The organism is Pantoea sp. C1E2 (genome assembly GCF_056491465.1).
In genome coordinates, this window is record NZ_JBSZHT010000002.1 from 1890768 (window position 1) to 1902156 (window position 11389).

Here is an 11389-nt window from a genome sequence, read left to right on the forward strand (position 1 = left end):
CATGCCAGCATTTCTGCGCCTGTTAAATGGTCTGGCCCTGCTGGCCTGGCCGTTTCTGGTGTGGCTCGCCGTCACCCATCCGCAATGGCGCGGCGTGATTGCTCTGTTAGCCCTGCTGTTTGGCTGGCGCATCTGGCAGTTACGACACGCGCAGGGTGCGATGGGACGGGTAATGCTGTTGCTGGCACTGGTGGGCACGTTACTGTGCCTCGCCAGCATGATGTTGCGCAGTCAGCATTTGTTGCTGTGGTATCCGGTAGTCGTGAATGGGCTGATGCTGCTGCTGTTTGGCACATCTTTGTGGAGCCCCATGCCGCTGGTCGAGCGTTTAGCGCGGCTGCGTGAACCGGATTTGCCCGCGCGGGCCGTGCGTTATACGCGCCGCGTGACACAGGTATGGTGTGGGTTTTTCATTATTAATGGCAGCGTGGCGTTGGTCACTTGTCTGCTCAATGATCTCTCGCTGTGGACACTCTGGAATGGGTGCATCAGCTATCTGCTGATGGGCGCGCTGATGGGCGGCGAATGGTTGCTGCGTCAGCGTATGAGGAACAAGGCATGAAGGTGGTGAGTATCCGCGACTGGCTGGCTGCGCCGGATCGTGTGGTGGCCTGGCAAGGGCAGCAACAGCATTGGTTATCGGAGATGCGTCAGCAGGTGCTGGCGTTAGTTGAAACACTGCAACGGCTGCCGGGCCAGCACTGGGCGTTGTGCTTCGATAACAGTTACCACTTCACGGCGGCGCTGCTGGCGCTATGGCACGCCGGTAAAACACCGGTGATCCCCGGACATTGTCGCGCCGCGCAGCTGGAAGAGATGGCCGATCAGCTGGATGGTGTGATCAGTGATATGCCACTGGCGGTTTCCCTGCCGCAGTTGCGCTGGGACGGCGCACTGGCGCTGGGCGAACTGCCTGCCATCGCCGGAGATGCCACGCTGGTGCTGTTCACCTCCGGTTCCACCGGCACGCCCCGCCGCGTGGTGAAATCACTGCGTGCACTCGATCTTGAAGCGCAGTGGCTGGCGGAGTTATGGGCCGATCGACTGCAGCAATGCCACGTGATTGCCTCGGTGAGCCATCAACATCTGTATGGCCTGACGTTTCGCATTGTGTTGCCGATGGCACTGAGTTTGCCGCTTGCCGCGCAGCAAATTTTTTACTGTGAACAACTGGCCGATCAGCGCCGCGATCGTCGCTACGCTTTTATCAGCAGCCCGGCCTTTTTACGCCGCCTCGATCCTGCCCTGGAGGCACCGTCATGTGCGCTGATTGTTTCCGCAGGGGGTGCATTGCCCTGGGCCGATGCGCAGCACGCACAGCGTGCCTTTAAGTGTGCGGTGGATGAGATCTACGGCAGCACCGAAACCGGCGTGATTGGCTGGCGCTGTGCGCAGGCGGAAAACGCCTCATGGCACTGTTTCCCACAGGTTAAGCTGGTACAGCAGGAAGCCGGCTGGCGGGTGTTTTCGGCTCTGCTGGAAACCACCGAAGGTTGGCCACTCGACGATCGTATTGTGCAACAGCCCTCCGGCGCCTTTCAGCTGGCGGGACGTCAGGATCGGGTGGTGAAGATTGAAGATAAGCGCGTCTCACTGAGCGAGATTGAACGGCGTCTGCTAGCCTTGCCCGGCGTAGAAGATGCGGCCGCTCTGGCGATTCAGCGCCACGGCCGTCAGGCGATTGGCGTGGTGCTGGCCTTGCCGGACACGCTGGATGCCGCAACGCTGACCCAACGTAAGAAACAATGGAAACTTGCGCTGCAACCCTGGCTGGAGCCGGTCGCCATGCCGCGATACTGGCGAGTGGTCAACGCGATTCCGGTTACGGCGCAAAGCAAGCGCGCCTGGCCCCAAATTGAGGAACTGTTTGATGTTGCCGGTTGAACTCAACGCCCAGCAGCAGGGCGCGACGCTGACGTTGCGCCTGCATGCTGCCGCCGATCTGTTTTGGTTCCGCGGCCACTTCCCGACGTTACCGATTTTACCCGGCGTCGCGCAGCTCGATTGGGCGCTGCATTATGGCCTGTCGCGTCTGGCCATCGGTAAACACTTTTGTTCTATCGAGAACATCAAATTTCAGCAGCCAGTGCCGCCAGATGCGGAGCTGGAGCTACAGCTGAACTGGCAGGAAGAAAAATCATTGCTGAGCTTCAGCTACAGCCTGATTCGCGCGGACAGCGCTGAGATTGCCAGCAGCGGGAAGATTCGCCTGTGCTGAGTGCGTCTTTCAAACCCTGTGTTCTGATTCCCTGCTACAACCACGGTGCCATGCTGGCCTCGGTACTGGCGCGCCTGGCTCCCTTTAATTTGCCGGTGATTATTGTCGATGACGGCAGCGATGCGCAGACTCAGCAGCAAATTGCCGCGCTCGATGCCCCGCAGCTGGATATCCTCACTTTACCGGTGAATCAAGGCAAAGGCGCGGCGGTGATCGCTGGGATGCGCAGAGCCGCCGCGGCAGGGTATAGCCACGCGCTGCAACTCGACGCAGATGGTCAGCATCAGGTGGAAGACACGCCGCGCATGCTGGCGGAAGCGGAAAACCATCCCGATTGCCTGATCTCCGGCCAGCCTGTTTACGATGATTCCATTCCTAAATCCCGCTTATACGGCCGTTACATCACTCATTTTTGGGTGTGGATCGAAACGCTGTCATTCTCGCTGAAAGACAGCATGTGCGGATTCCGCGTCTATCCGCTGCAACCGTCACTGCGACTGTGTGACCGTCGCCCGATTGGCCAGCGCATGGATTTCGACACCGAAATCATGGTGCGTTTGTACTGGCAGGGCACGCCGAGCCGCTTTATCAGTACGCGCGTCACCTATCCGGAAAGTGGCCTGTCGCATTTTGATGCGCTGTACGACAACCTGCGTATCTCATGGATGCACACGCGCCTGTTCTTTGGCATGTTGCCGCGCATTCCACAGCTACTGAGCCGTCGTAAAACAGCACAGCACTGGTCCGCCACGCCAGAACGCCGTGGCCAGAGCGGATTGCGATTTATGCTGTGGCTGTATCGTCGCGCGGGGCGGCTGCCGTTTGTGCTGTTGCTGTGGCCGGTGGTGGCGGTTTACTGGCTGAGCGGACGTCAAGCGCGTGCCGCTTCTCAGCAGTGGCTGACGCGGGTACAGGCCGAAGCCAGCAAACAGCAGATTGCGCTGCCAACGCCGATCAATAGCTATCGCCACTTTCTGCGCTTTGGTTACAGCATGCTGGACAAAGTGGCCAGCTGGCGCGGAGATGTGCAGTGGGGGCGCGATATTGATTTTGCGCCGGGTGCCGAAGCGGTTATCCGTGCAGCAGATGGCAAAGGACATTTGATCCTCGCGTCGCATTTAGGTGATATCGAGGCCTGCCGCGCCATGGCAAAGCAGGTCAGCGGGCTGGTGATTAACGCGCTGGTGTTTACCGACAACGCCCAGCGCTTTCGCGAGGTGTTGGAGAGCATTGCACCGCAGGCCGGGGTGAATCTGATGCCGGTCACTGATATCGGCCCGGATACCGCCATCCTGCTGCAGCAAAAACTGGATGCCGGTGAATGGGTGGCGATTGTTGGCGATCGCACCGCCGTGCATCGCCAGCGCGGGGGCGAACGCCGCGTGGTGTGGAGTGAATTTATGGGCCGTCCGGCGCCGTTTCCGCAGGGGCCTTTTGTGCTGGCCGCTGCGTTGCGATGTCCGGTGCTGTTGATGTTTGCCCTGCGTGAACAGGGCCGACTGCGCGTGCACTGTGAACCCTTCGCCGATCCGATCCTGCTACCGCGCGCCCAACGACAGGCGGCGCTGCAGGCCACGGTGGATCGCTACGCCGAACGACTGCAACAGCATGCGCTGATGGCGCCGCTGGACTGGTTTAATTTTTACGATTTCTGGACATTACCAGAGGAGAAGAGCCGCGATGAGTGAACGTATCTGGCGCGCTGAGGTTGAATTAACCGTGTCGTTCCACGACTGCGACCCGATGGGCGTGGTATGGCACGGCAACTATTTCCGTTTTTTTGAAGTGGCGCGTGAAGCGCTGTTGCGCAGCATCAACTACAGCTACGGTGAGATGACCGCCAGCGGTTTTGTCTGGCCAGTGGTGGATACGCGCGTTAAATACCGCCAGCCGCTGCGCTGCGAAGAGGTGATCCGCGTCGAAGCCAGTATTACAGAATACGAGAACCGCCTGCGTATCGATTATGTGATCCGCAATGCCGCGGGCCAGATCACCACCAAAGCGCATACCTTGCAGGTGGCGGTGGATGCGGTGAGTCAGGAGATGAATTTCGTTTCGCCGGACATTTTGTTTGAGCGCCTGGGAGTTAAACCGTGATCAGACTAATTTGCTTACTGTTAACACTCATCTGTGCCAGCGCGCATGCCGTGACGCTGGAGCAGTTGCAGCAGCGTTTTGCCAGCCAGCCAGTGATCCGTGCCAATTTCGAGCAGGTGCGCACCATTTCTGGTATGTCGCAGCCGCTGGTGTCGCGCGGCCAGTTGTTGATCGCCCAACAGCAAGGTTTGTGGTGGCATCAGGCCACGCCGTTTGTCATGACCTTGATTCTCGATGATAAGCGTATGGTGCAGAGCATGAGTGGTCAGCCGCCGCAGGTGATCACCGCCGACAGCAATCCGCAGATGTTTCAGTTCAATCATCTGCTGCGCGCCTTGTTCCAGGCCGACGAAAAGGTGCTGCGCGAGAATTTCGAACTCGATTTCCGCGATCAAGGCAATGATCAATGGCAGTTGAGCCTGACACCGAAAGCGGCGCCGCTGAATAAAATCTTTAACCGCATTGATCTGCAGGGCGCGGCCTTCCTCAACCGCATTACGCTGGATGATAAGCAGGGCGATAAAACCGCCATCACCCTGAGTGATACCCGCACCGAGCCAAAACAACTGACTGATGAAGAGCGAGCGCGTTTTGCCCCAGCGCAGTGAGAAAACCGCTGCGCTGATGTGGCTGACGGTATGTCTGTTGCTGGCAGTGGCCCTTGCCATTCTGTTGCCGCGCAGCCAGCTAAATAGCAGCGTGCTGGCTTTACTGCCGCAACAAAATCTCGGGCAGGCGCCGGCAGAGATTCAGCAAGGCTTTATGCAGCGGCTGGATCGCCAACTGGTGTGGCTGGTGAGCGCCGATGATGCACATGGCGATGAAGTGGCAGAGTGGTGGCAAGCGCATCTGCAGGCGCTGCCGATGCTGAAACAGGTCAGCGGTGCGTTGGATGAGGATCAGATGCAGCGTTGGGGCACCTACGCTTTCCAGCATCGCAATGGCCTGATCGATCCGTTGACGCGAGCGCGTTTGCAAAACGGTGGCACAGCACAAGCCGACTGGATTCTGGCGCAGCTGTTCTCAGCGTTTGCTGGTGTCGGCAGTAAAGAGATCCAAAACGATCCGTTAATGCTGGTGCGTGGCGCGCAGCTGGCATTGCAGCAGAACGCCAGCAAAATGGTGCTGCATAACGGCTGGCTAACCGTGAATGATGCCCAACAGCGTCGCTGGTACTTCCTGCACGGTGAACTGGCCAGCAATGCCTTCAGTATTCAGCAGAGCCATCAGTTGGTGACCGCCCTCAACCAGCTTGAACAGCAGTTAAAAACGCGTTGGCCGGATGCGCAGCTGTTAACGCGCGGCACGGTGCTGTTCAGCGATGATGCCAGCCAGCGCGCACAGCATGATGTTGAAACGCTCGGCAGCGTGACGCTGGCAGGCTTGTTGCTGCTGGTGTGGCTGGTGTTCCGCTCGTTGCGGCCGCTGGCGCTGTGTGCGCTTTCGGTGGCGATAGGCGCGATGGCCGGCACGGTGCTGACCTTAATCTGTTTTGGTGAGCTGCATCTCACGACCCTGGTGATGAGCCTCAGCATTGTCGGCATCTCGGCCGATTACACCCTGTATTACCTGACCGAACGCATGGTGCACGGCGAGCAATCCACGCCGTGGCAAAGCCTGCATAAGGTGCGCGCCACCTTATTACTGGCACTGGGCACCACGGCGATTGCCTGGCTGCTGATGTTGCTGGCGCCATTCCCCGGTTTGCGCCAACTGGCGGTGTTCGCCGCCAGCGGGTTAAGTGCGTCTTGCCTGACGGTGATCTGTTTTTATCCATGGCTGGTGCGCGGCCTGCCAGTGCGACCGATTCCCGGCATGGTGTGGCTGGCGCGCTGGTTAGCGGCATGGCGTCGCAACAAACTGTTGAAAGTTGGATTGCCGCTGCTGGTGGCCGTTTATGCATTGAGCGGCATGATTCAGCTGCACGTCGATGACGATATTGCCCATCTGCAGAGCGCTCCGGCTAAATTGCTGGCACAGGATCGCCAACTGGCACAGTTGACGGGACAGCAAGCCGATCAAACCTGGTTTGTGGTGTGGGGCGATAATGAACAGCAGGCATTACAGCGTCTCAGCGCCCTGACGCCAAAGTTGCAACTGGCGCAGCAGCAAGGCTGGATGGCGGGTTATCGTATCTTGCCCCTTAATTCGCTGGACCAGCAACAGCAGGATCTTCAACTGCTGCAGCAGGCCGCGCCAAACATCCTGACGCGGTTAAAGCAGGCGGGCATCACTTTAGCCAATGCCGATCTGGCGGCGATGCCAGTTAATGCCGATGACTGGCTGGCGAGTCCGCTCAGCGAGGGCTGGCGTTTGCTGTGGCTGTCGCTGCCGGATGGACGTAGCAGCGTGCTGGTGCCGGTCAATGGCGTGAAAAACAGTGCGGCGTTACTGGACTTAGCAACGCAGCAGGCGGGCGTGAGCTGGGTCGATCGCAAAGCCAGCTACGATGAACTGTTCCGTTTCTGGCGCACGCTGCTGAGTGGCCTGTTGGGGCTGGCGCTGCTGCTGATCACCGTGAGTTACATCGTACGACTTGGTTTGCAGGCAGGTTTACGAAGCGCCTTGCCATCCTGGTTGTCGCTGGCAGCGGCGCTGGCGACGTTAGGCTGGATCGGCGCGAGCCTGAACTTATTCGCCTTACTGGCACTGATTCTGGTACTGGGTATCGGCATCAATTACACGCTGTTCTTCAGTAATCCACGCGGTACGCCGCTCACCTCAATGCTGGCGGTTACGCTGGCGATGATGACCACACTCCTGACGCTGGGCATGCTGGTGTTCAGCAGCACGGCGGCAATCAGTGGTTTTGGCACAGTATTATGCAGCGGAATCTTTTGTGCATTCTTGCTGGCTCCACTGGCACTGGCCCCTGGAAAAAGGAAGCAACGATGAAAACAGGTGCTTTGTTATTAATGCTGAGCCTGCTATTGAGCGGTTGTGCAAAGCATGACAGCCCATCCGAACGACCCACCGCGTGGCTGAAACCGGGCGTGCGCGTGACTTTGCCTGCGCCGGGCATCTCACCCGCGTTTCAGCAGCAGCAACTGCTGACCGGCCACGCCAAAGGCAAAACCCAGTCACTGCTGGTGCTGCTGAGCGCCGATTCACAGCAAGTTAGCCTGGCGGGTTTGTCCTCGCTGGGCATTCGCTTGTTCCGCGTGACCTATGATAAAAACGGTATTCATACTCAGCAGATGATGGCGCTGCCTGAAATGCCGCCAGCCAGCCAGGTGCTGGCGGATGTGATGCTGAGCCACTGGCCGCTCAGTGCATGGCAGCCGCAGTTGCCGCCGGGCTGGCAGCTGGTCGACGAGGGCGATCGTCGTGAGTTGCGCGATCCAGCCGGTAAAGTGGTGACGCTGATTCGCTATCTGCAACGGGGAACCGTGCGTGAACCGATCAGCATTGACCAGCGCGCCTTCGGTTATCAAATTCAAATCCAGCATCTGGACGCATCTTCATGATCTACATTTCGGCGTTTGGCATGGTGAATGCGCTCGGCAACTCGCTAGAGCAGATTGCCGCGCAGCTGACGTCAGGCCAGGCTCCTGGTATGCAGCCGCGCGAAGGCTGGTTGCAGCAAAGTAAAACCTGCTGGCTGGGCGAGGTGCCGGGCGAACTGCCGCCAGTGCCCGCCGCCCTTGCCGCGCATGACACTCGCAATAATCAGCTGCTGTTGGCGGCACTGGCGCAGATCCGCCCGGCTGTCGATGACGCGATTGCCCGCTTTGGCCGTGAACGTGTCGCGGTTGTGCTGGGCACCAGCACCTCGGGCGTGGACGAGGGCGATCGTCAGGTCGACGGTGGCTTGCCGGGTTACGATTACTGCATGCAGGAGTTGGGCGACCCGTCGCGTTTTCTGGCGCACTACCTTGAGCTGGATGGCCCTGCGTACACCATTTCCACCGCCTGTTCCTCCAGCGCTCGCGCGTTGATCAGCGGACAGCGCCTGATTGAGGCTGGTCTGGTGGATGTGGCGCTGGTGGGTGGCGCGGATTCGCTGAGCCGCATGCCAATTAACGGCTTTGCCAGCCTGGATTCGTTATCCGAGCGCCAGTGTGCGCCGTTCAGCGCAGAGCGTGACGGTATCTCGATTGGCGAGGCAGGGGCGCTGCTGTTGCTGACGCGTGAACCACAGCCGCTGGCGTTGCTTGGCGCGGGTGAATCTTCGGATGCCTGGCATATGTCGGCTCCGCATCCTGAAGGCATTGGCGCTGAGCAGGCGATGAAGATGGCGCTAAAGCAGGCCGAATTAGAGCCGCAGGATATTGGCTACATTAATCTGCACGGCACCGCGACGCCGCTCAACGATCAGGTCGAATCAGGCGTGATTCATCGCCTGTTTGGCGATAGCGTGCCGTGCAGCTCAACCAAACATCTGACCGGCCACACGCTCGGCGCGGCAGGTGCGACCGAGGCGGCGCTGGCAGCGCTTATCGTGCAACAAAATCTGGCGTTACCGGCGCAGGATTTTAGCGCTACCACATTGGATAGCACGCTGCCCGCCTGTGGGCTGCTGACCTCGCCACAGCCGCTGGCGCGTCCGATCATTGCTTCAAACTCTTTTGCTTTTGGCGGGAATAACACCTGCCTGATTGTAGGAAAGCCTCATGACTGATTTTCTGCCGGTGGGCGATTATCTGCCACACCGTGCACCGATGCTGCTGCTGGATCGCGTGATTCAGGTCAGCGACGAGCGCGTAGTGTGTGAAGTGACGATCAACCACCATGGCGCACTCGCTCCGTTTCTCAATGCACAGGGCGAACTGCCCGCGTGGTTTGGCGTCGAGATCATGGCGCAGACCGTCGGCGTTTGGTCTGGGTTTCATGCCCGCCAGCGCGGCGATCGGGATATCCGGCCCGGTATGTTATTAGGCGGGCGCGGCTATCGTGCCACAGCCGCCACCTTTGCCGCAGACATCACGCTGCGGGTGGAGATGCATCTGTTAATGCGTGACGACAAGCTCGGCAGCTTCGAAGGCGAGATCCGCAGCCAGGACAGGGTCCTTGCCAGCGGTCGGCTGAATACCTATCAGCCGGATGAACAGGAACTTAATCAATTACAACAAGGGATGCAGCCATGACACGCAGCGTATTAGTGACCGGCGCCAGTAAAGGGATTGGCCGCGCCATCGCGCTTCGTCTGGCGCAGGACGGTTTCAACGTGGTGGTGCATTACCACCGTGATGCGGCGGGCGCACAACAGACGCTGGCGGACATCAGTGGCGCGGGTGGCATGGGGCGCATCCTGCAGTTTGACGTGGCCGAACGTGAGGTCACGCGCAATGCGATTGAAAATGACATCGCGGAGCACGGCGCCTATTACGGCGTGGTGAACAATGCCGGTATTACCCGTGACGGTGCATTTCCGGCCCTGACCGAGGACGAGTGGGACAGCGTGATCCACACTAACCTCGACAGCTTCTACAATGTGATTCATCCCTGTGTGATGCCGATGATTGGTCTGCGCAAAGGCGGCCGTATCATCACCTTATCCTCGGTGTCCGGTATCATGGGCAACCGTGGCCAGGTCAACTACAGCGCGGCAAAAGCCGGGATTATCGGTGCCACCAAAGCGCTGGCCATCGAGTTAGCGAAACGCAAAATCACGGTGAACTGCATAGCACCGGGCTTAATCGATACAGGTATGACGGATCTGGAGCCGATGGTGATCGACGAAGCGTTGAAGATCATTCCTATGAAGCGCATGGGAGCGGCTGAGGAAGTCGCCGGACTCGCCAGCTATCTGATGTCGGATATTGCGGGCTACGTGACACGTCAGGTGATTTCAATCAATGGAGGTATGCTGTGATGCAGCGGGTCGTGGTAACCGGAATGGGAGGCGTCACCGCCTTTGGCGAAAACTGGCCAGCGGTGGCTGCGCGCATCAAACAGGGGCAAAATGCGGTGCGTAAAATGCCGGAATGGCAGATTTACGACGGCTTGCATACCTTGCTCGGTGCCCCGGTCGATAACTTCGAACTGCCCGCGCACTATACGCGCAAACGCATTCGTTCGATGGGTCGTGTGTCGTTAATGGCGACGCGCGCCACCGAGCTGGCGCTGGAACAGGCGGGCTTGATCGATCATCCGGTGTTGACCAGCGGTGAAACCGGCATTGCCTATGGTTCATCCACCGGCAGTACTGGCCCGGTCAGCGAATTCGCCACCATGCTGACGGAAAAGCACACCAATAACATCACCGGCACCACCTATGTGCAGATGATGCCGCACACCACAGCGGTGAACGCCGGGCTGTTCTTTGGCCTGCGTGGCCGGGTGATCCCCACCTCCAGCGCCTGTACTTCGGGCAGTCAGGCAATTGGCTATGCGTGGGAAGCGATCCGCCATGGTTATCAAACTGTGATGGTGGCAGGCGGTGCGGAGGAGTTGTGTCCTTCTGAAGCGGCAGTGTTTGATACGCTGTTTGCCACCAGCCAACGCAACGATGCACCGCATTCATCACCTTCACCGTTTGACCAACAGCGCGATGGGTTGGTTATTGGCGAAGGCGCGGGAACATTAATCCTCGAATCGCTGGAGCATGCCCAGGCACGCGGCGCGACCATTTACGCCGAGCTGGTGGGTTTCCACACCAACTGCGATGCGGCGCATATTACCCAGCCGCAGCGTGAAACCATGCAGATTTGCATCGAACGCGCACTGAAAATGGCGGGCGTCACGCCGGAACAGATTGGTTATATCAACGCCCATGGAACGGCGACCGATCGCGGCGATATCGCAGAGAGTCAGGCCACGGCAGCGATATTTGGCAATAACACGCCCATTTCATCGCTGAAAAGCTACTTTGGCCACACGCTCGGTGCCTGCGGCGCGTTGGAAGCCTGGATGAGCATTGAGATGATGCGAGAAGGGTGGTTTGCGCCCACACTGAATCTGACGCAGCCCGCAGCAGAGTGCGGCGATCTGGACTATATCATCGGCGAATCACGCCCGATCGATACCGATTATATTCAATCTAACAACTTTGCCTTCGGGGGTATCAACACCTCGCTGGTGTTTAAACGCTGGCGCGACGCCTGAATCCCCCAACAGTCAATGGTTTCAATA

Annotated in this window: 12 protein-coding genes; all 12 read left to right on the forward strand. The window is 59.0% G+C overall.

Translation table 11 applies throughout. The annotated features are described in order from the left end of the window. Window position 1 precedes the first annotated feature (1 nt). From ACXI0A_RS09220 to ACXI0A_RS09275, 12 genes are read left to right on the forward strand one after another with little or no spacing between them, the layout of a single operon-like run. Window positions 2-562 carry a COG4648 family protein gene (locus ACXI0A_RS09220; protein ID WP_476149255.1) on the forward strand — a complete coding sequence of 187 codons (561 nt, stop codon included), beginning with the start codon at window positions 2-4 and terminating at the stop codon, window positions 560-562. Further along, window positions 559-1884: an AMP-binding protein gene (locus tag ACXI0A_RS09225; protein ID WP_476149253.1), complete on the forward strand. Its 1326-nt coding sequence runs from the start codon at window positions 559-561 to the stop codon at window positions 1882-1884. The genes ACXI0A_RS09220 and ACXI0A_RS09225 overlap by 4 nt, the downstream gene beginning before the upstream one ends. Next, complete coding sequence (locus ACXI0A_RS09230) at window positions 1871-2218, forward strand: ApeI family dehydratase (RefSeq protein WP_476149252.1); 348 nt, start codon at window positions 1871-1873, stop codon at window positions 2216-2218. The genes ACXI0A_RS09225 and ACXI0A_RS09230 overlap by 14 nt, the downstream gene beginning before the upstream one ends. Continuing rightward, window positions 2212-3906, forward strand: coding sequence for a glycosyltransferase (locus tag ACXI0A_RS09235; RefSeq protein WP_476149250.1), 1695 nt, complete (start codon window positions 2212-2214; stop codon window positions 3904-3906). The genes ACXI0A_RS09230 and ACXI0A_RS09235 overlap by 7 nt, the downstream gene beginning before the upstream one ends. Further along, window positions 3899-4315, forward strand: a complete 417-nt coding sequence (locus ACXI0A_RS09240) for an acyl-CoA thioesterase (protein WP_224929330.1) — start codon at window positions 3899-3901, stop codon at window positions 4313-4315. The genes ACXI0A_RS09235 and ACXI0A_RS09240 overlap by 8 nt, the downstream gene beginning before the upstream one ends. Then, a complete protein-coding gene (locus ACXI0A_RS09245) occupies window positions 4312-4923 on the forward strand; it encodes a LolA-related protein (protein WP_476151100.1) in 612 nt (203 codons plus the stop codon). Before ACXI0A_RS09240 ends, ACXI0A_RS09245 begins: the two co-directional genes overlap by 4 nt. After that, window positions 4889-7210 carry an MMPL family transporter gene (locus ACXI0A_RS09250; RefSeq protein WP_476149248.1) on the forward strand — a complete coding sequence of 774 codons (2322 nt, stop codon included), beginning with the start codon at window positions 4889-4891 and terminating at the stop codon, window positions 7208-7210. Before ACXI0A_RS09245 ends, ACXI0A_RS09250 begins: the two co-directional genes overlap by 35 nt. Beyond that, entirely contained in the window at window positions 7207-7782 is a 576-nt protein-coding gene (locus ACXI0A_RS09255; protein WP_476149247.1) for a DUF3261 domain-containing protein, read from the forward strand. Before ACXI0A_RS09250 ends, ACXI0A_RS09255 begins: the two co-directional genes overlap by 4 nt. Then, complete coding sequence (locus ACXI0A_RS09260; RefSeq protein WP_476149246.1) at window positions 7779-8936, forward strand: beta-ketoacyl-ACP synthase; 1158 nt, start codon at window positions 7779-7781, stop codon at window positions 8934-8936. The genes ACXI0A_RS09255 and ACXI0A_RS09260 overlap by 4 nt, the downstream gene beginning before the upstream one ends. Continuing rightward, complete coding sequence (locus tag ACXI0A_RS09265; RefSeq protein WP_476149244.1) at window positions 8929-9402, forward strand: ApeP family dehydratase; 474 nt, start codon at window positions 8929-8931, stop codon at window positions 9400-9402. The genes ACXI0A_RS09260 and ACXI0A_RS09265 overlap by 8 nt, the downstream gene beginning before the upstream one ends. Further along, entirely contained in the window at window positions 9399-10130 is a 732-nt protein-coding gene (locus ACXI0A_RS09270) for a 3-ketoacyl-ACP reductase FabG2 (RefSeq protein ID WP_476149242.1), read from the forward strand. The genes ACXI0A_RS09265 and ACXI0A_RS09270 overlap by 4 nt, the downstream gene beginning before the upstream one ends. Next, entirely contained in the window at window positions 10130-11362 is a 1233-nt protein-coding gene (locus ACXI0A_RS09275) for a beta-ketoacyl-ACP synthase (protein ID WP_476151099.1), read from the forward strand. The genes ACXI0A_RS09270 and ACXI0A_RS09275 overlap by 1 nt, the downstream gene beginning before the upstream one ends. Window positions 11363-11389: the final 27 nt, after the last annotated feature.

Coding starts and splice junctions, on each gene's coding strand:
- ACXI0A_RS09275 (WP_476151099.1), top strand. CDS start 10,130: ATGCAGCGGGTCGTGGTAACCGGAATGGGAGGCGTCACCGCCTTTGGC.
- ACXI0A_RS09255 (WP_476149247.1), top strand. CDS start 7,207: ATGAAAACAGGTGCTTTGTTATTAATGCTGAGCCTGCTATTGAGCGGT.
- ACXI0A_RS09225 (WP_476149253.1), top strand. CDS start 559: ATGAAGGTGGTGAGTATCCGCGACTGGCTGGCTGCGCCGGATCGTGTG.
- ACXI0A_RS09220 (WP_476149255.1), top strand. CDS start 2: ATGCCAGCATTTCTGCGCCTGTTAAATGGTCTGGCCCTGCTGGCCTGG.
- ACXI0A_RS09230 (WP_476149252.1), top strand. CDS start 1,871: ATGTTGCCGGTTGAACTCAACGCCCAGCAGCAGGGCGCGACGCTGACG.
- ACXI0A_RS09265 (WP_476149244.1), top strand. CDS start 8,929: ATGACTGATTTTCTGCCGGTGGGCGATTATCTGCCACACCGTGCACCG.
- ACXI0A_RS09270 (WP_476149242.1), top strand. CDS start 9,399: ATGACACGCAGCGTATTAGTGACCGGCGCCAGTAAAGGGATTGGCCGC.
- ACXI0A_RS09240 (WP_224929330.1), top strand. CDS start 3,899: ATGAGTGAACGTATCTGGCGCGCTGAGGTTGAATTAACCGTGTCGTTC.
- ACXI0A_RS09250 (WP_476149248.1), top strand. CDS start 4,889: ATGAAGAGCGAGCGCGTTTTGCCCCAGCGCAGTGAGAAAACCGCTGCG.
- ACXI0A_RS09260 (WP_476149246.1), top strand. CDS start 7,779: ATGATCTACATTTCGGCGTTTGGCATGGTGAATGCGCTCGGCAACTCG.